The organism is Paenibacillus sp. NEAU-GSW1, from assembly GCF_009737085.1.
GTDB lineage: Bacteria > Bacillota > Bacilli > Paenibacillales > Paenibacillaceae > Pristimantibacillus.
In genome coordinates this window covers 144,328-162,592 of sequence record NZ_WOVL01000006.1, presented here as the reverse complement: position 1 = coordinate 162,592, position 18,265 = coordinate 144,328, and the positions used below count along the sequence as shown (strand labels likewise).

The following is an 18,265-nucleotide window of genomic DNA, read 5'->3' as shown; positions in this document are numbered from 1 at the left end:
GCAATGACCAAACTTGCTCAATTGTGAAATTTTCGTTATGATTCAACCATTATACCTAGAAATATTGCGAGTATAGGGAGTTGCCATCATGAATCAAATACGAAGTATTAGTGCTGAACAATTGCTCGAGCGGATGAACGAAGCCCATTTTTTACCCGAGCAAATTATTGATGTTCGCGAGCCGCAGGAATGGGACTATTATCACATAGAAGCTACTCGCCTTATTCCAATGAACACGATCCCGCATCGTCTGGGCGAGCTCGAGGATGATAAACCGATTTATATCGTATGCGCGCATGGCGTCCGCAGCTTAGCTGTATGCCGCTATTTACAAGAACAAGGCTACGGCAACCTCTTCAATGTCGAAGGAGGAATGGCTGCCATAGCCTTGCTGCAAGGGTTTCAATATGATTAATTCACAATTTCCTGATAATAGAACGGCAGTTGCGGAAGCATTTCATTATCGTACAAAGCCGCTTTGTTCTCAATAAAATCGCCGTAGCGAACGGCCTTCGTATTAATAAGCAAATCAACAATTGCCGAAACGGAACGAACCTTCATTGACGACTGCTGGCCGTTCTTGATGAACTCGTCCACGCGGCTCGTTAAATCTTGCGGATAAAACGACATTAGCTGCTTCCGTTTGTTCAGTTGGTCAGCCATCAGCTTATTTTTAACGATTAACGGGAGAGCCTTCCATTGGGAAATTTCCATAATGCTTGTCGATGTATAGTCGCTCGGAATTTCAGGATCGACGGAAGCGCCCCATTTCATCATTGCCGCATAATATGATTGCTGAGCGGCAAGCGCGTTGGATACGGCAGACTTATAGGATTCTTCTTTGCCGATTGCGGCAATGAGCTGTTGTCCTTCAGCGCTCTTTGACAATGACACCGCTTTGTCGGATGCTTTCTCAAATTGCTTCAAGCTGTTAATGATGTTTGCTTGAGCTTGTCCAAGCAAAGGCGACTTTTGCATATCGAATGAAGCGGCGTCATTCCGTTTGCGGCTCGCTAGATCGCTAAGTCCATCCAACATGGACACCGCTTCGGATTGTTGCCCTTGCGCAAGCTTATTTATCGCTTTTTGCCATTCGGATTGAAATTCTCGGTAAGGTAAAAATACGGTATGATAGAATGATACCAAGTCTTGCTGCTGGTAGGGCGTCGAGACTTGAGCCGCTTCGCTTTCCAGTTGTTCCTTTTCATAAGCTGCTTCGGCTTTCTCGGTTCCCAGCTTTAAACCGAAGAAAAAGGCGGCTGCTGCACAGGCAACCATAAATACAAAGCCTACACTAAAAAACATGGCGGTGCGAGTTAATCGTTTCTCCATCACAAATCTCCTTCTATGTAATATATGGATGTGGTTTGTGTTCTCCCAGTATAGGTGAAATGATCGTAAAAGAAAATATGAACCTTCTAGAATGGCGGGAAAATATGAAAAAATTCGACATCCGAAAAATTAAAGTGCGCAGAGTGCAGGTTGGCGAACTTGACGATCGCATGCTGCTGATCAACCTTTACATGACGCAAGGCCTTACTTTTATTATCGGTTTGATATGGGTATTATTTCAGCGTCAGAACATAATTCATTTATTCCATTTTCCTAAAACGTTGGATTATGTCTATTGGGGAGTCGGGTTAGCGGCCGCCGTTATTGCAATTGATTTGCTAATTTCGCGATGGGTACCGGAGGAGGCGGCGGACGACGGAGGCGTAAATGACCGTATTTTTAAAACGAGACCGGTTTGGCATATTGCCGTACTATCTCTTGTTGTGGCCGTTTGCGAAGAGTTGTTGTTCCGAGGTGCGGTGCAGCATGCTATTGGTCCTTACTGGACAAGTATCGTTTTCGCGACCATTCATGTTCGTTATTTAAGACATTGGATACCAACGGCACTTGTTTTTTCGATCAGCTATGGGTTAGGCTGGATTTATCAACAGACGGATACGCTTTGGGCGCCTATTATCGCGCATTTCTTGGTCGATTTTATTATGGGATTAATGATTCGTTTCAGGAAGGAGCAGGAGCATTAAGTATGAGCCGGGTGCAGAAATTCGGAGAGTCGAGAAGAAGGCGACAGCATGAGCAGGCGGCATCCCCGCCTGGCATCGATAACGCTTCGAATGCCGAGGCGCAGCTGCCGCCCAGAAGAAAGAAATTTCCTTCGAATGCTCAGAAGGTAACAAAATGGTATTATAACGTTCTTTTTATTTTATTTGTGGTGCTCGTTGCCGGACTGTTCTGGTACGGCTTCAAGTACGGGAATTACGGATAGATATATTGCGCTTTGACAGCTTGGTCGATTACGGCAATTCGATAGTAGAAGGATCAATAAATCCGTATCCTTTTTCTTCCAGTTTCGTAAGCAGGCCGTCAAGCGCTTCCGCTGTCCATCCCAATTCGTGCATTAAAATATTGGCGCCGGGATGAAGCTGATCAAGTACATTTGCAATGACTTCATCAGGCTTCCCAGGTGATTTTTGTTCCCAATCAAGCGAACCGTTCGACCACGTCATGAACAACAGGCCGTGGTTTTTTGCTATTTCCTTCACTTTGTCGCCGCCTGAGCCGTATGGCGGACGGAAAAACCGCGGCGGTTCGCCGACAATAGCCTCAACGTCCTTTTGAACGTCCCCGATTTGCTGTTCGATTTTTTCTTCATTTTCCTTCTTCAAATCGATATGATCCCACGAATGATTGCCTATGGTTTGCCCTCGCTCGTGAATAAGTTTTAGAAGCTCCGGATTTTGCTTTACGCGATAGCCGTTAACGAAAAAGATCGCCTTCGCTTTATGCTTATCAAGCGTGTCAAGCATGGATGTCAGCACGGCTTCGTCTTTCGGTCCGTCGTCGAACGTAAGTAAAACGACTTTTTTCTCTGTGCCTTCCTCGATTGGTGAGAAGCGATAGACGCTGCTCATTTTGTAAAGCGGTTTGGCCGGTTCGGATATTGCCGGCGCCGTAGATGCCGAAGCTTCCGGGGCGGCAGTCGGCGATGGAGAAGCCGGTTTCGCCTGTTCAGTCGGCGACGGTGCCGGGCTTTCAGCAGCCGACGACGGCTGATCTGACCCTTTGTCTTTGCTGTTCGTTTGCGCGGCGCCGCCGCATCCCGCAAGCAAAGCTGTGGCGGCAATGACAGCCGCTGCGCCGAGCAGAGAAGCTTGCCTTCTGCGCTTTTGTTTTAAGTTCATCTTGTAATCCCTCCGCTGCAGCTCAAGTTGTGCATTTAATTGTAGCATATTCGGAATTCGCCGCCGCTAATCAAGTTTCCTTTTTTTTAGCAGGATGGCGATTCATTGTGCAAGCCAACCTAATGGTTGAAACAACATTTACAGGAGGTTATGCCCTATGAAGCTTGGCGGATTTTTGTTCGGCAGCGTGCTCGGGATGGCTGCTGCGGTATATGTTGCTCGTAAACGGCCGGGAACGGCTGCATGGGCGTCTGCAGCGCTGGCGAGCGCATGCTCCATGGTTGGCCGGAAAACCGTATCGATGATGACAAATTCAGCGAATTGGAAGGCGCAGGCGGTATCGTCCGCCCCAAAGCGTACAGACGGTACCGCCGCAAAATCAGAAGGAAGCTGGGCACAGATTGAAGCGCTCGTAAACAGCGACCCAAAACTGAAGGCGCAAGCGGATCAAATTATGGCGGAATCGTCATCCCAATCGAACCAAACGCATTGATAATGGACAAAGCGGCGGTTTGGCCGCTCGGGCCCGGAACGACAAGAAGAATCGCTTGAACAGAGCTGCTGGCTGCAATGTTCAAACGATTCTTCTTTTATTCGCGGAGCAAGCCGCCGTGGATCTTAGGATATAAAACGGAGCTCAGCCATTTTTAGGTGCATTCCGCGATCATACATGATAAAATTAATTACATAGTACGATTTGATCATTTTGATCACATCTTCATAATAATTTCATACGCTGTTACAACAGATGCTGCAGAGGAGGATCCTGTCATGAAAATCGAGCGGCTTAGTCAGGACAAGATACGGATTTTCCTGACGTTCGACGACCTGCTGGAGAGAGGGATCCAGAAGGACGATATGTGGCGCGAAATTCCAAAGGTACACGAGCTTTTCAGTGAAATGATGGACCAAGCATATAGTGAACTTGGATTCGATGCCAGCGGCCCGTTAGCGGTCGAAGTTTTTGCCCTCCCGGCCCAAGGAATGGTTGTAATCGTTACCCGCGGCAAAATGAACGGCGGATCCGACGAACGGGCAACCGACGATGAAGATTCGGAAGAAGAGATATACGAAATGGAAGTAACGATGGAGCAAAGCGACATCGTGATGTATTCGTTTCGCGATTTTGAAGATGTCATTAGCGTTTGCAAGCAACTGCGCGCTGCCGAGCTTACGGAAGATGGGCGGCTGTATTCGTACAATGGGAAATGGATATTGGCGCTTGAACCGGCACTAATCGATTCATCCCGCCACAATGCCGTTATTGCATTGCTGGCTGAATACGGAGAAGCGACGTCTGTTACTTACGCCATGCTCGAGGAGTACGGCAAAGTCATTATGCCGTCCGGAGCCGTGCTGGAAGTTTGCACTCATTTCTATAATTGAGAACGCGTTAGGAAGAGCATCGGCGGGCGGCCATCCAAGTCTGCGGGTGCTCTTCTTGCATGCGCCTAAACAAATATACGGAATACGGTTTGCGCTTGACGTTCATATTACAAGTAAACAAAGGCGGTGAATTGCTGCATGGCAGACATAAATTCGCATGATATATTGAAATCTACGCAAATTGTAATTGAACTCGCTTTGCGCAAGCTTGGACATCAGGATTCGATGATTGAGCTGTTGAAAGAACCGATGCGCGTATTAACGGTACGCATTCCTGTTCGGATGGACGACGGGTCGACGAAGGTGTTTACAGGGTATCGTTCCCAGCATAATGACGCTGTAGGTCCGACAAAAGGGGGCGTCCGTTTTCATCCCGGCGTCAGCGAACTTGAAGTAAAGGCGCTGTCCATATGGATGAGCTTAAAATGCGGCATCGCCGATTTGCCTTACGGCGGAGGCAAGGGCGGCGTTATATGCGATCCGCGTCAAATGTCCTTTGGCGAGCTGGAACGCTTGAGCCGCGGCTATGTGCGGGCGGTCAGCCAAATCGTCGGCCCGACGAAAGATATTCCGGCGCCCGATGTAATGACCAACTCTCAAATTATGGCTTGGATGATGGATGAATACAGCCGCATCCGGGAATTTGACTCCCCCGGTTTTATTACCGGAAAGCCGCTCGTGCTTGGCGGTTCCAAGGGGCGGGAAACAGCGACGGCTAGAGGCGTTGTCATTATGATTGAAGAGGCGCTTAAGCTTCGGTCTATCGACATGTTGGGCGCAAAAATCGTTATTCAAGGCTTCGGCAACGCAGGCAGTTACCTTGCCAAATTCATGCATGAGGCCGGCGCTCGCGTAATAGGTATATCGGATGTGAACGGCGCGTTGTATAATGAAGAAGGTTTGGATATTCCTTATCTTCTGGACCGGAGAGATTCGTTTGGCAATGTTACGAATTTATTCCCGCAGACGATAACGAACGAGCAGCTGCTGGAGCTGGAATGCGATGTTCTCGTACCGGCAGCGATCGAGAATCAAATTACCGAAACGAATGCGCCTAATATTCGCGCGCAAATCGTCGTTGAAGCGGCGAACGGTCCGACGACGATCGAGGCGACGCAAATTTTGACCCAGCGCGGAATTTTGCTTGTGCCTGACGTGCTGGCCAGCGCCGGCGGCGTAATCGTTTCTTACTTCGAATGGGTGCAGAACAATCAAGGCTACTATTGGGATGAAGAAGAGGTCGACAAGAAGCTCAAGGTTATGATGATTCGCGGCTTTGAGCAAGTGTATGATATTCATAAGACGAGAAATGTCGATATGCGGCTTGCCGCTTATATGACAGGAGTCCGCAAAATGGCAGAAGCGGTTCGTTACCGCGGCTGGGTTTAGGCGGCTTGCCGGAAGAAGGGGCGTATCGACCTTCAGCGAGCTCTCGTCCCGTTTGGAGGTGAACGACGAAATGCTGTTATTTTCCGTGTTGACCGCAGCGGTAGCGCCAGGCGTTTCGCTGCTCGCTTATTTATACTTGAAGGACCGTTACGATTCGGAACCGATCCATATGGTCGTGCGGATGTTTTTTCTAGGGATGCTGATTGTAGTCCCGATCGTCGTCTTGCAACGCGGGCTTCAGCTTTGGTGGGGAGATAATCCTTTTGTGTTCGCTTTTGCTCAATCCGCCGGTGCTGAGGAATTGGTCAAGTGGTTCGTGTTGTATCATATTATTTACAACCACACCGAATTCGACGAGCCTTATGACGGCATCGTTTATGCGGCGTCCATCTCGCTCGGCTTTGCGACGCTGGAGAATGTCATGTACGCCGTTTTCTCGCCGGCAACGTTCGGAACGCTGCTGATGCGGGCGCTTCTGCCTGTTTCCGGGCACGCGCTGTTCGGCATTATGATGGGCTACTATATGGGGAAAGCGAAATTTGCGATCAGCAAGCGCAGCCGCAATTGGTTTTTGTCCGTATCACTGGCGCTGCCGTTCGCGCTGCATGGCGTGTATGACTGGATTATGCTAACGCAGCAGCAACACTGGATGTATTTTATCGTGCCGTTCATGATCGCTTTATGGACTTGGGGGCTTCGCAAAATGCAAAGCGCCAACGCCAGATCGCCGTTTCGCTTTCTTGCCCGTGAAGAAGAGGTTAAATTATAGCGAATCCGTCTATACTGTCTCCTAGAAAAGTTGATCTTGAGGGGGGCAGCAATGGAAGCGAGGGTTAAAGTGACAATTCGCTGCAACATTTGCGGCGAGAAGTTCGTGCTGCGCGGGAAGCGCGAGAAGGGGTCGATCGATACCGGCTTTAAGCAATGCATTTGCAACAATAGCCACGACCTAGATATTGAAGAGCATGGATTATAGTTTTAGAGTGAGTTTGAAAAGGTGTGAGTTTGAAGAGGAGTGAGTTTCCGCTCGGCGCAAACTCCTGATGTCATGCGCAAACTCCATATGTCATGAATAAAGCTCCCTTGTGGAAACCAAACTAACGACAGGTTTGCACAAGAAAGGAGCTTTTTGTTATGTATAAGAGACTCAGCGCAGTGCTTTTCCCCATCGCAACCCTTCTGTTGATCGGAGCCGCCTATTGGGGCTATCAAGAGCATCAGGAGAAAAACTCGATACTGCTCAAAGCCGAGAACCAATACCAGCGCGCTTTTCATGATCTCGCTTTCCATGTCGAACAGCTTCATCAGCAACTGGGCAACACGCTCGCGGTCAATTCCACGTCGCAAAGCTATCATCGGAAGGGGCTTGTTAACGTATGGCGGCTGACGAGCGAGGCGCAAAATGAAATCAATCAACTGCCGCTTACATTGCTGCCGTTCAACGAGGCGGAAGACTTTTTGTCCCGCATAGCCAATTTTGCTTACAAGACTTCGGTGCGAGATTTGACCAAGCAGCCGCTGTCGAAAGATGAATTTAATACGCTCAAAACGCTTTATGCGAAGTCCGAGGAAATATCGAAGGATCTGCTCGCCGTGCAGGACAAAGTGCTTGGCTCGAATCTTCGCTGGATGGACGTTGAAATCGCGCTCGCATCAGAGAAGCAAAACAACGACAACACGATTATCGACGGCTTTAAGACCGTAGACAAAAAAGTGAGCGAGTATCCGGAAATCAATTGGGGGCCATCCGTATCCAGCATGTATCAGAAACGGACGATCAACATGCTTGGCGGCAAGCTGGTAACTGCTGAAGACATCAAAAAACATGTCGCCGATTTTGTCGGCAAAGATGTTGGAGAAATTAAAGTCGTCGAAAACGGCAAAGGAACGGAATACGCTTCTTTCAGCGCGACTGTGACTGAGCCGAAATCGGGCAAAAAGCTGCAAATGGACTATACGAAAAAGGGCGGACAGCTTATTTGGTTCATGGATCCGCGAGATGTGGGCGAAAAACAGCTGGATACGGAGCAAGCCCGTAAAGCTGCTGACAAATTTTTGAATGATCACGGATTCAAATCTATGCAAGCGATAAGCTATGACGTTTTCAACAATGCAGGAACGTTCACTTATGTCGCAGACCAAAACGGCGTTCTTATTTATCCGGAAAAGCTGACTGTTAAAATCGCTTTGGACAATGGCGAAGCGGTAGGCCTGCAAGCGAACGATTATGTGTACGAGCATCATAAACGGAACATTCCGGCAGCTAAGCTGACAATCGCTGAAGCTCGGAAAGCGCTGAATCCGGAGCTGAAAGTGTCCAGGGAGCAAAAAGCGATTATTATGAGCGACCTTGGAGAAGAAGTGCTTTGCTATGAATTTACAGGAAAAATAAACGGCAGCATTTACCGGATTTACATCAACGCCGAAAGCGGCGTCGAGGAATCGATTGAAGAGATGACACAGCTTGATCGTTCGGCAACAAACGACTAATTACGATATGGCTCCCTTTAATTCGAGTGTGTTATAATGACACCAATATGGGAGGGGAGCCATTTGTTGCCTAGAATTAATCAAATGTTATTTTTCGAAATTGCTTCTACGGATCAAAGTGAAGCTTCAGTCGAATACAAAGCTCGCATTGCTGACGAGCTGGAAGACGGGCTGCTGATCGAGACTCCAATTAGCGGTGATACCGGCCGAATGAAAAGATTGTTCCTGGGGGACGAGCTGTCGGCCCACTTTATTACCGAGGACGGCATTAAAAACTATTTTGATTCGCACGTAATTGGCTTTAGAGACGATACGATCCGGCTAATCAAAATTCGCAAGCCGGATCCGGAGCGGATCACGAAAGTGCAGCGCCGGCATTTCTTGCGCGTTTCGGCTGAATTGGAAATCGCGGTCAACGGCGGTGCTCACATACGCTTTGTTACGCTCACTGACGATGTAGGCGGCGGAGGCATTTCGTTCATATGCGACGGCAAATGGCCAGTGCGCCCTGAAATGGTACTCGATTGCTGGATGCTTGTCCCGTATAAGAACGGCTCGCTTGAGCATGCGTCCTTCAAAGGGGAAATTGTCCGCGTCGTCGATCTCCCAACCGGCCGCAAGCAAGTGATGATTAAGTTCGCTAGCATTTCCGACGGCGAACGCCAAAAAATTATTCGTTACTGCTTTGAGAGACAGCTTGATATACGCAATCGGTAATGAATAATCGGACATGTACATAGACATCCTATCCAAAAACAGGAAATGGATGGTAGTCCAATGCCGAATGATCGCAATACGTATAGAAGCACACCGCAACCGAGCGACAAGAAGCGGATGCGAGACATCGCGGACGCAGTTAGCAGCAAGCTCGCCAAGCTGGCGATCTTGCTGCTGATTGCTGTCGTTTTGTCGCAAATTGCGCTGCAAAACGACGGAATCAGGCGATGGATTTCAGATGTAGACCGCTGGGAAGGAACGGCGCCGGATTGAGAAATGGCGGCTGCTTCTTTTGCATCTATGTCCGTAGTGTGGTATAATTTTCACGTTCGCAGGCAGAGCCTGCTTTTTTCTTGAGAGGTTGACGTTGCATTCGGACACGACAACTATCGTTTATCATCCGCATTCAACGCGGCGTCTTTTTAATAAGGGGGTAGACTGTTTGTGATGCATCAAGACGGTGACAGCGACCGGATTAACATTGCGATCGACGGCCCTGCAGGCGCAGGAAAAAGTACGGTTGCGCGCAAAGTTGCCGAACAGCTGGGTTTCATCTATATCGATACGGGAGCAATGTACCGGGCGGTTACGCTAAGTGCGCTTCGTAAATCGATACAACCGCAGGACCGCGATAAATTGGCGGCGCTTGCGGCTACGCTCGAGATCGAGATGTTGCCTGGCGAGAACGGCCAGACGGTTTTAGTGAACGGCGAAGACGTGACAGAGCATATTCGGTCTCGCGAGGTAACGCTTGTCGTTTCCCTTGTCGCTGCTAACGAAACAGTCAGAACGATTCTCGGCAACATGCAGCGCAGGCTGGCAGAGCGAAAAGGCGTTGTCATGGACGGACGCGACATCGGTTCTCACGTGCTGCCGAACGCGGAATTGAAAGTATTCTTGACCGCATCGGTGCAGGAACGCGCCAACAGGCGCTTCAAAGAAATTGCCGGGACACAATCGGTAACGCTTGAACAGCTGGCACAGGAGATCGCCGAGCGCGATCGATTGGACGAGCAGCGGGAGATTGCGCCGCTTATATGCGCATCAGATGCAATCGTAATGGACAGCACGGCGATGACGATTCAAGAAGTCGTCGCGGCAATTGTGAAATTAAGCCGAACCAAATTGGCGGAGGCGAAGTAAACTATGTTATACCGTATATGCCGATTTCTTCTCCTCGTCATCTACAATTTCTTGTTCCGGCTTAAAGCAGTAGGCATCGAGAACATACCGACTGACGGTCCAGTCGTACTGGCGTCCAATCATATAAGCAATTTTGATCCTCCGACCGTCGGCATTAAGCTGAAACGCAAAGTACATTACATGGCAAAGCAAGAGCTGTTCGACATTCCGGTTTTTGGTCCGCTGATTAAGGGACTTGGCGCATTCCCGGTCAAACGCGGAGGCGTCAGCAAGGAAGCGATCCGTTCCGCTATCAGTCTGCTTCAAGAAGGCAAAGTAATGGGCATTTTCCCGGAAGGCACTCGTCATCAAGCGGAAGGCGCAGCGGCTAAAAAAGGCGCGGCAATGATCGCAATTCGCAGCGGTGCTACCGTAGTGCCTGTCGCGATTGTCGGCAAGTACAAACCGTTCAGCAAAATGAAAGTCGTATACGGCAAGCCGGTTGATCTTTCCGCATTCATTCATGATTCATCGCCGGATATGCTGGAACGGGTAACAGAAGCCATTATGGTTCGCATTCGCGAGCTGCAACAGCAACACAAATAATTAATTGTTCGACATTATGGCAAGCGGCAAGAGCCGGTTGCATATGGATTCGTTTTAAATGCTGTTTGCCGTCTATGCGGCAACGGATTTAAATAAAGTTGGGGTATGAATTGAGGAGGTTATTTCTAATGTCAGAAGAAATCAATGTTCAGGACTCTGTAGCTCAAGACCAAGCAGCTATGGACAATTTTGTGTCTTTGAAAAAAGGCGATTCCGTTAAAGGCACGATCGTCAAAATCGAAGATAACCAAGCTTATGTAAGCCTTGGATATAAATATGACGGGATCATTCCTATCCGCGAGCTTTCTGCGGTACAGCTTGAGAACGCGACTGAAGCCGTACAAATCGGCCAAGAAGTTGAACTTAAAGTGGTCAGCATCGACGACGAGAAAGAAAAGCTCGTTTTGTCGAAACGCCTTGTTGACGGCGAAAAAGCTTGGGACGCGCTGCAAAGCCGTTTCGAAAGCGGCGAAGTATTTGAAGTAACGGTAGCTGACGTCGTTAAAGGCGGCCTTGTCGCAGACGTAGGCGTACGCGGCTTCATTCCGGCTTCGATGGTTGAGCGTCATTTCGTAGAAGATTTCAGCGACTACAAAGGCCGCACGCTTCGCGTAAAAGTGAAGGAAATCGATCGCGAGAACAACAAAGTGATCCTTTCCCAAAAAGAAGTGCTGGACGCTGAGTTCGAGCAAAACAAATCGAAAATTATCGCTTCGCTGCAAGTGGGCCAACAGCTGGAAGGCACTGTTCAACGCTTGACTCCATTTGGCGCATTCGTTGATATCGGCGGCATCGACGGTCTGGTGCACGTTTCTGAGCTGTCGTGGCAGCATGTTGCACATCCGAAGGATGTCGTGTCCGAAGGTCAAGCCGTAACAGTGAAAGTGCTGAAGGTAGATCCGGCTGCAAGCAAAATCAGCTTGAGCATTAAAGCCGCGCAACCTGGTCCTTGGGAATCGGCTGCTGGCCAATTCAACGTAGGCGATATCGTAACGGGCACAGTTCGCCGCCTTGTTACTTTCGGCGCATTCGTTGAGATTGCTCCTGGCGTTGAAGGCCTGGTTCATATTTCTCAAATCGCTCACCGTCACATTGCAACTCCTTTCGAAGTTTTGAAAGAGGGTCAAGAAGTGCAAGCGAAAGTGCTTGATTTCAACCCTGCTGAAAAACGCGTTAGCCTGAGCATTAAAGAAACGGAAGAAGCTCCAGAGCAACCGGCTGAACAAGCGGCTCCTCGCGCAAGCAAACCGCAACGCGAGCGTTCCCCTAAACAAGAGGATCTGGGCAACAACCCGAACGTGAGCTTGAGCAATCAAAGCATGAGCTATTCGCTGGCTGAGCGTTTCGGCGATAAGCTGAGCAAATTGAAATAAATCACGATTCCATTGTGAATCTGAGCCTGTAATTCAAAAGGACTATTCTCATTTCAAGCAAATGAGAATAGTCCTTTTTCTCTTGATAAGAGCTGAAAAAGAGGTATTTGCTCTATTGCCGGCATAGTCACTTCTGTTAGCGCGCATAATAGGGTAGCGAGAGGTGATTATCGAATGAATCCCGGATTTGTGTCGATATGGATATTGACAATTTTCATCATTTTATCAGCTACTGGCTGGTCTCATTGGGTCGGGGCTGCGAATGCCAATTGGCGCACTATGATTGCAATTGGCAGCGGCTGTATTGCCTTGCAGCCGCTGCAGCATTCATTAGCGGTTAGCAGTATAGCGATAGATGTGCATGCCAGCTCCGTTTATATAACAATAGCCGCATTAGCATCCGTTAGAGGTAATACCTTCAATAATTCGAAATTGTATTTGTCGTTAGGCTCGTTGCTAACCGGCGTCATTTGGGGCAGCATTCAGACGATGTACAATGCCGACCCGGTATTTTATTGGATCGATCCAAGATGGGATGCTCCGCTGCTAGGCGGCCTGCTTGCCGCAGCGTTCTCTACGAAAGCGCAGCATCAATTTGCTGTGCTCGTTTTGTCTGCGTTCGTTGCCGAAATGACGATTGCCGTTATGAGCGGCGGCGAGCATACCGCGCATATCGGACAATTGCCTTGGTGGGACGGCTTTTGGCTGGCGTTTGCGTTGTCTCGCGGAGTCAGCATTGTTTTCAGCGCGGCTCGCTTCACTGCTTCGAAGTACGCCGTATTGCTATGGAAAAACAAAAGGGCTGATTCGGATTAAGATGAAAAGTTAGCCAAGCACGTCGTTTTTTGCTATGATGAGTAACGAGTGTAATTCTGAAGGAGTGAAAATCAACTATGGCAAGACCCGTTATCGCCATTGTCGGCCGTCCGAATGTGGGAAAATCGACCATATTCAATCGGATTGTCGGCGACCGGCTCGCAATTGTCGAAGATAAGCCGGGTGTGACTCGCGATCGACTGTACAGCGCCGGCGAATGGAACGGCACCGCTTTCAGCATCGTCGATACCGGCGGTATCGAGATTGACGGCGAAGATGAAATCATGAAATCGGTCCGTATGCAAGCTGAGCTTGCTATTGAAGAAGCGGACGTCATCATTTTTATGGTGGATGCAAAAGCTGGGCTGACGCATGCGGACGACGAGGTGGCGCAAATGCTGTTCCGCTCTCGCAAGCCCGTTGTTTTGGCTGTCAATAAAGTGGACAACATGGGCCGGATGGATGAAGTATACGAATTTTACGGTTTGGGCTTTGGCCAGCCTATCGCGATTTCCGGCGCTCACGGTATCGGTCTCGGCGATTTGCTTGATGCGGCCGTAGAGAAGCTGCCGGTACTGGAAGATGACGATTATGACGACGATATTATTAAAGTGGCATTAATCGGCCGTCCGAATGTCGGCAAATCTTCGCTTGTTAATGCGCTGCTTGGCGAAGAACGCGTAATTGTCAGCAATGTAGCAGGCACAACGCGCGACGCAATCGATACCCCTTTCGAGCGGGACGGCCAGCGTTACGTGTTGATTGATACGGCCGGCATGCGGAAACGCGGCAAAGTATATGAAACGACTGAGAAATACAGCGTTATGCGCGCGCTGAAGGCGATCGAACGCGCCGATGTCGTTCTCGTGCTTATTAACGGCGAGGAAGGCATTATTGAGCAGGATAAGCATATTGCCGGTTACGCGCATGAAGCGGGCAAAGCGTCTATCTTTGTCGTGAATAAATGGGATGTTGTCGAGAAAGATGACAAGACGATGAATGCGTTCACGCAAAACATTCGCGATCATTTCTTGTTCATGACCTATGCACCGGTCGTGTTCTTGTCAGCGCTCACAAAATCGCGTTTGCACAAGCTGCTTCCTGTCGTTAATCACGTATCGCAACAGCATGCGATGCGTATTCAGACGCATCTTCTTAATGATGTCGTTGCCGATGCAGTCGCATACAATCCGCCTCCAACGGATAAAGGCAGACGGTTGAAAATCAACTATGTGACGCAAGTTGCGACGAAGCCGCCTTCCATCGTTATTTTCGTAAACGATCCGGAGATGATGCACTTCTCGTATGAACGTTATTTGGAAAATAAAATACGTGCGGCATTCGATTTCGAAGGTACGCCGGTTCGTCTATTTACGCGGCGGAAGTCTGACGAAGATTAGGGGAGAATCACTGTGCTGAACGTTTGCATTGCGATTGTAATCAGTTATTTGTTAGGTTCGGTTTCATTTAGTATTGTCATTGCCAAGCTTGTTAAGGGAATTGATATCAGGCAGCATGGCAGCGGCAACGCAGGAGCGACCAATACAATCCGGGTGCTTGGCAAAGGTCCCGGATTGCTCGTTTTCTTTCTCGATATTGCCAAAGGAATTGCCGCAGTATGGCTGGGACATTGGCTTGGACCGGACAGTTACGGCGACTGGACTGCTGCGTTGTGCGGCTTGGCGGCAATCATCGGCCATAACTGGCCGGTATGGTTCCGCTTCAAAGGCGGAAAAGGGATAGCTACGACCGTTGGCGTTATGGCAACTCTTGCGTTTGTTCCGGCATTGATTGCAGGTATTGTAGCGATCGCGACGATCGCAATTACGCGTTATGTAAGTTTGGGCTCGCTTTTGTTTGCATCGCTTGTTCCGCTTTTTATCGGACTTATTCATTATTCTTTGCCTTTATTGTCGGTAAGCTTGCTGCTGTGCGTATTTGCTTTTGTCCGTCACCGGACCAACATCGTCAAACTTGCTAAAGGAACGGAGAACAAGCTTGGCGCAAAGAAAGGGGCGTAACGGACCATGTCTGACGGAAATCCGGATTTGATTCGCCGCGCTGCCGTATTCGTGGCAGGCAGCTGGGGAACGGCGCTTGCATCCGTATTGGCGGATAACGGCTTTGAAGTAAAGCTGTGGACGCGCAACGCCGATCAGGCGAAGCGGATCAACAACGAACAAGAAAATCCGAAGTATTTGCCGGGCGTCAAGCTCTCGGCATCGTTGAAAGCGACGACGGATATGGAAGATGCGCTTCTGGACGCGGAGCTCGCGTTGTTCGTCGCGCCTTCCGCTGCCATGAGAGAGGTTGCAAAGCAAGCGTCTGCTTTTATGGGCGAACGCACACTGGTCGTTCACGCGACTAAAGGATTCGAGACAGGATCGCTTAAGAGAATGACGACAGTGCTCGCTGAAGAGCTTAATCGTTCGGTCGATTCAATTGCCGTATTGTCCGGCCCTAGCCATGCTGAAGAAGTGATTCGCAAACAGCCGACGACGGTTGTCGTTGCTTCAGCTGATCAGCAGGCGGCGGAAAAGGCGCAAGACGCATTTATGAACGGTTATTTCCGCGTCTATACGAATCAGGATGTCGTTGGCGTTGAAGTGGCAGGCGCGATCAAGAACATTATCGCGCTTGGCGCAGGCCTCTCTGATGGCCTTGGCTTTGGCGACAACGCGAAGGCTGCGCTCATTACGCGCGGCTTAGCGGAAATCAGCAGGCTAGGCGTGGCTATGGGCGCCAGTCCGCTTACTTTTGCCGGCCTTGCCGGCGTTGGCGACTTGGTCGTTACTTGCACCAGCAAGCATAGCCGCAACTGGCGAGCCGGCTCCATGCTCGCGGACGGAACGCCGCTTGACGATGTGCTCGATAAGATGGGCATGGTTGTCGAAGGCGTCAAAACGACACGAGCTGCGCATGAGCTTTCCAGCCGCTATGATGTGGAAATGCCGATTACGTCTCAGCTATATCAGGTGCTGTTCGCTGGCAGCTCGCCGAGAACGGCGGTAGAAAATCTGATGGGTCGTTTGAAAACGCACGAAATAGAACAGCTAAGCTAGGTTAGATTTGCGAGCGTGCCCCCGCCTCGGGGGATGAACGCCTACACCAATCCGTTGTCCCCCTCATATGATGTTTCAGGCACTGTAATAGTGACTTTGAATTCTGTTCAAAGATGCTGATGTCATGCCGAACCGATCTAAACCGGGAAGGGGAGAAACATGGGTAAAGATCTTTCCAAAGACGTGCTTGGCGCAATTAACAAAAAAACGGGCAAAAACATATCGGAGAGCACAGTTAAAAAGCTGGCCAGCGGCGTTACCGATAAAACGATGCAAAGCGAAGCGGAGCTGCGCAAGCTGATTAAGCAAGTATCGGATATGGCTAAAGTTCCCGTATCGGAATCGACTGTGAACGATATCGTCAAAGCGGTCAAAGCGACCGGTATGAATATGGGCAATATTGAAACTTTGATGAAGATGATGATGAAAAAGTAATGGCAAAATATCGGGACAAAAGCACATGGCGCCGCGACAAGGAATCGCTTTTTCCTGCCGCGCCGCGCAGCTTTTGTCCTTTTTTGCGACCGATGTTATAATGAGGTTTGGTGCAATCATTTTTTATACAGAGTAGGAGAAGATCAAGCAATGGATCCAATGACAAAAATGTGGGTTTCATTTATCGGAATCGGGCTGATGGCCATTGCCGCCGTCATTATCACGTTTGCCCGGCTGAAGACGAAAGGCGCAGTAAAATTCATTCTTTCGCTGGTGGCATTCGTTCTGCTGGTGTTCGGCTTTATTTACGGCATGTTTTCGATCATATAGAGCATAACTGGCCATTATCTGATTATCTGATACATACCGAAGGTAAGGGGATATCATAAGCAATGATAGAGCTGAAAGGAAGAACGAAGACTGCGGTCGTGGAAGCGGAGCCTGGCTTGTCACTGCTTCAATTGGCGCTTAAGCATAAAGTTGATTGGTCATCGTCCTGCACGCGAGGAACGTGCGCAAGATGCCGTTGCCTAATTACAGAGGGCGCTGATGGATTAGAGGGCATTACGGATGCCGAATGGGACAGAATGGATCCTGAAGAGTTTGAGGAAGGCTATCGTCTTGCTTGCCAATCGATTATTAAATCGGAAGCCGTTGCGATCAAAGCGGTGAATAAACCTTATTTTTAATTTAAGTTAAAGCGGAGTGACTTTGAATGAGCGTAAGAGGACAGATCGAAGCCGCGCTGGCCTTGATCGCAGAACGGGCCAAGGATAGCGGGGTGGCTTGGATTGTAGGCGGAAGCGCGGGATTGATGCTTCGCGGATTGCCGCTCGCCAGCGAGCCAAGAGACCTGGATCTTTATATCGACGACGCCGAATTCGATCGTCTGCATTTGCTGCTGCGCCCTTATGCGGTTGCCGAGCCGGTGTTGAGTGAAACGAGTATGTACCGATCGCAGCTTTGCCAGTATGAAATCGAGGGCATTGAAGTCGAATTGGTCGGCGGCTTTGTCGTCAAGGCGCAAGAAAGCGTATATGTGACGGAGGTTGCCGAGCTGCTTCTGCCGTTGTCCTTGCCTGTCGCAACGCGGCACGGCCATATCGCGCATGTGGCGCCTTTGGCTCACGAGCTCTGGTTCAATGTGCTGCGCGAACGTTCGGATCGCTGCGAATTGATCATTGAAGCATTTGCTCGCGAAGCGGCGGAGCATCTTGGCGCGCTGGAGCAATTAGAAGCACGAAATGCGCTGTCTCCGGCGTTAAAGCGCCAGTTGCATGATCGGTTAGCTGTCAAAGCCGGGAAAGCAGAAGTGTCGCGATGAACGGCGAGGTGCGATTTTTGCCGTCCGGAAAGACAGTTAAAGTTCTGCGGGGCACTACGCTTCTGGATGCGGCCCGGCTTGCCGGTCTTTCAATCCGTACGCGCTGCGGCGGGAAAGCGGCATGCTTTATGTGCAAGATGACGGTAAGTCCGGAAAGCGAGCTGCTTCCGATCTCGGATAACGAGAGGAGAAAGCTGTCCGGCTTGGAAGAGCGGCATATTCGTCTAGCCTGCCAAGCAAGAGTGGGAGGCTGCGTTTCCGCAGAAGTTCCTCTCGATCCGCTGCGCGCCGCTGTGGAACGCCAGCTGGCCAGACAGGCGGAGGAAGAGGGCGATAAGCTTTGGTAATAAA

The 18,265-nt window shown here is 49.7% G+C and carries 25 protein-coding genes; 23 read left to right on the top strand and 2 right to left on the bottom strand.

Going from position 1 to position 18,265, the window contains the following annotated elements; all coding sequences use genetic code 11:
• The first annotated feature begins 88 nt into the window (after positions 1-88).
• Positions 89-415: a rhodanese-like domain-containing protein gene (locus tag GOM71_RS06175; RefSeq protein ID WP_156278882.1), complete on the top strand. Its 327-nt coding sequence runs from the start codon at positions 89-91 to the stop codon at positions 413-415.
• Here the strand turns inward: GOM71_RS06175 and GOM71_RS06170 are convergent.
• Complete coding sequence (locus tag GOM71_RS06170) at positions 412-1,332, bottom strand: hypothetical protein (RefSeq protein ID WP_156278881.1); 921 nt, start codon at positions 1,330-1,332, stop codon at positions 412-414. The two genes, GOM71_RS06175 and GOM71_RS06170, sit on opposite strands and share 4 nt — an antisense overlap.
• Before the next feature lie 104 nt (positions 1,333-1,436).
• Between GOM71_RS06170 and GOM71_RS06165 the strand changes: the two genes are divergently transcribed.
• Both GOM71_RS06165 and GOM71_RS06160 read left to right on the top strand, forming a co-directional pair.
• Positions 1,437-2,036 (top strand): CPBP family intramembrane glutamic endopeptidase, encoded by a 600-nt coding sequence (locus GOM71_RS06165; protein ID WP_156278880.1) that lies wholly within the window; start codon positions 1,437-1,439, stop codon positions 2,034-2,036.
• Between the two features lie 2 nt (positions 2,037-2,038).
• Positions 2,039-2,278 carry a hypothetical protein gene (locus GOM71_RS06160; RefSeq protein WP_156278879.1) on the top strand — a complete coding sequence of 80 codons (240 nt, stop codon included), beginning with the start codon at positions 2,039-2,041 and terminating at the stop codon, positions 2,276-2,278.
• Between the two features lie 28 nt (positions 2,279-2,306).
• On the opposite strand, the gene GOM71_RS06155 is transcribed toward GOM71_RS06160, so the two are convergent.
• Positions 2,307-3,194 (bottom strand): polysaccharide deacetylase family protein, encoded by an 888-nt coding sequence (locus tag GOM71_RS06155; RefSeq protein WP_156278878.1) that lies wholly within the window; start codon positions 3,192-3,194, stop codon positions 2,307-2,309.
• 157 nt (positions 3,195-3,351) lie between these two features.
• On the opposite strand from GOM71_RS06155, the gene GOM71_RS06150 reads away from it, so the two are divergent.
• The 20 genes from GOM71_RS06150 (at position 3,352) to GOM71_RS06060 (ending at position 18,261) form a co-directional block, all read left to right on the top strand.
• Positions 3,352-3,687, top strand: a complete 336-nt coding sequence (locus GOM71_RS06150; RefSeq protein WP_156278877.1) for a hypothetical protein — start codon at positions 3,352-3,354, stop codon at positions 3,685-3,687.
• Positions 3,688-3,965: 278 nt separating this feature from the next.
• Positions 3,966-4,580, top strand: coding sequence for a genetic competence negative regulator (locus tag GOM71_RS06145; protein ID WP_156278876.1), 615 nt, complete (start codon positions 3,966-3,968; stop codon positions 4,578-4,580).
• A gap of 138 nt (positions 4,581-4,718) precedes the next feature.
• Complete coding sequence (locus tag GOM71_RS06140; RefSeq protein WP_156278875.1) at positions 4,719-5,969, top strand: Glu/Leu/Phe/Val family dehydrogenase; 1,251 nt, start codon at positions 4,719-4,721, stop codon at positions 5,967-5,969.
• Positions 5,970-6,039: 70 nt separating this feature from the next.
• A complete protein-coding gene (prsW, locus tag GOM71_RS06135) occupies positions 6,040-6,738 on the top strand; it encodes a glutamic-type intramembrane protease PrsW (protein ID WP_156278874.1) in 699 nt (232 codons plus the stop codon).
• A 51-nt stretch (positions 6,739-6,789) separates the two neighbouring features.
• On the top strand, positions 6,790-6,945 hold the full coding sequence (locus tag GOM71_RS23765) for a hypothetical protein (RefSeq protein WP_173275284.1): 156 nt from the start codon (positions 6,790-6,792) through the stop codon (positions 6,943-6,945).
• Positions 6,946-7,103: 158 nt separating this feature from the next.
• Positions 7,104-8,459, top strand: a complete 1,356-nt coding sequence (ypeB, locus tag GOM71_RS06130) for a germination protein YpeB (RefSeq protein WP_156278873.1) — start codon at positions 7,104-7,106, stop codon at positions 8,457-8,459.
• 66 nt (positions 8,460-8,525) lie between these two features.
• Positions 8,526-9,176: a flagellar brake protein gene (locus GOM71_RS06125; RefSeq protein ID WP_367649484.1), complete on the top strand. Its 651-nt coding sequence runs from the start codon at positions 8,526-8,528 to the stop codon at positions 9,174-9,176.
• Between the two features lie 60 nt (positions 9,177-9,236).
• A complete protein-coding gene (locus GOM71_RS06120; protein ID WP_156278871.1) occupies positions 9,237-9,449 on the top strand; it encodes a hypothetical protein in 213 nt (70 codons plus the stop codon).
• 174 nt (positions 9,450-9,623) lie between these two features.
• Positions 9,624-10,319, top strand: coding sequence for a (d)CMP kinase (cmk, locus tag GOM71_RS06115; RefSeq protein WP_156278965.1), 696 nt, complete (start codon positions 9,624-9,626; stop codon positions 10,317-10,319).
• A 3-nt stretch (positions 10,320-10,322) separates the two neighbouring features.
• Complete coding sequence (locus GOM71_RS06110) at positions 10,323-10,904, top strand: lysophospholipid acyltransferase family protein (protein WP_156278870.1); 582 nt, start codon at positions 10,323-10,325, stop codon at positions 10,902-10,904.
• 128 nt (positions 10,905-11,032) lie between these two features.
• Positions 11,033-12,277 carry a 30S ribosomal protein S1 gene (rpsA, locus tag GOM71_RS06105; protein ID WP_156278869.1) on the top strand — a complete coding sequence of 415 codons (1,245 nt, stop codon included), beginning with the start codon at positions 11,033-11,035 and terminating at the stop codon, positions 12,275-12,277.
• A gap of 174 nt (positions 12,278-12,451) precedes the next feature.
• Positions 12,452-13,093, top strand: coding sequence for a YphA family membrane protein (locus GOM71_RS06100; RefSeq protein WP_156278868.1), 642 nt, complete (start codon positions 12,452-12,454; stop codon positions 13,091-13,093).
• 77 nt (positions 13,094-13,170) lie between these two features.
• Positions 13,171-14,493 (top strand): ribosome biogenesis GTPase Der, encoded by a 1,323-nt coding sequence (gene der, locus GOM71_RS06095; protein ID WP_156278867.1) that lies wholly within the window; start codon positions 13,171-13,173, stop codon positions 14,491-14,493.
• 12 nt (positions 14,494-14,505) lie between these two features.
• Entirely contained in the window at positions 14,506-15,114 is a 609-nt protein-coding gene (gene plsY, locus GOM71_RS06090; RefSeq protein WP_367649483.1) for a glycerol-3-phosphate 1-O-acyltransferase PlsY, read from the top strand.
• Positions 15,115-15,120: 6 nt separating this feature from the next.
• Positions 15,121-16,155 carry an NAD(P)H-dependent glycerol-3-phosphate dehydrogenase gene (locus tag GOM71_RS06085; protein WP_156278866.1) on the top strand — a complete coding sequence of 345 codons (1,035 nt, stop codon included), beginning with the start codon at positions 15,121-15,123 and terminating at the stop codon, positions 16,153-16,155.
• 159 nt (positions 16,156-16,314) lie between these two features.
• Positions 16,315-16,590 (top strand): stage VI sporulation protein F, encoded by a 276-nt coding sequence (locus GOM71_RS06080; protein WP_156278865.1) that lies wholly within the window; start codon positions 16,315-16,317, stop codon positions 16,588-16,590.
• A gap of 150 nt (positions 16,591-16,740) precedes the next feature.
• Complete coding sequence (locus tag GOM71_RS06075) at positions 16,741-16,920, top strand: DUF2768 family protein (RefSeq protein ID WP_156278864.1); 180 nt, start codon at positions 16,741-16,743, stop codon at positions 16,918-16,920.
• 62 nt (positions 16,921-16,982) lie between these two features.
• Positions 16,983-17,279: a 2Fe-2S iron-sulfur cluster-binding protein gene (locus GOM71_RS06070; RefSeq protein WP_156278863.1), complete on the top strand. Its 297-nt coding sequence runs from the start codon at positions 16,983-16,985 to the stop codon at positions 17,277-17,279.
• Positions 17,280-17,305: 26 nt separating this feature from the next.
• Positions 17,306-17,914 carry a nucleotidyltransferase family protein gene (locus GOM71_RS06065; protein ID WP_156278862.1) on the top strand — a complete coding sequence of 203 codons (609 nt, stop codon included), beginning with the start codon at positions 17,306-17,308 and terminating at the stop codon, positions 17,912-17,914.
• Positions 17,911-18,261, top strand: coding sequence for a 2Fe-2S iron-sulfur cluster-binding protein (locus GOM71_RS06060; protein ID WP_156278861.1), 351 nt, complete (start codon positions 17,911-17,913; stop codon positions 18,259-18,261). Before GOM71_RS06065 ends, GOM71_RS06060 begins: the two co-directional genes overlap by 4 nt.
• The last annotated feature ends 4 nt before the right edge of the window (positions 18,262-18,265 follow it).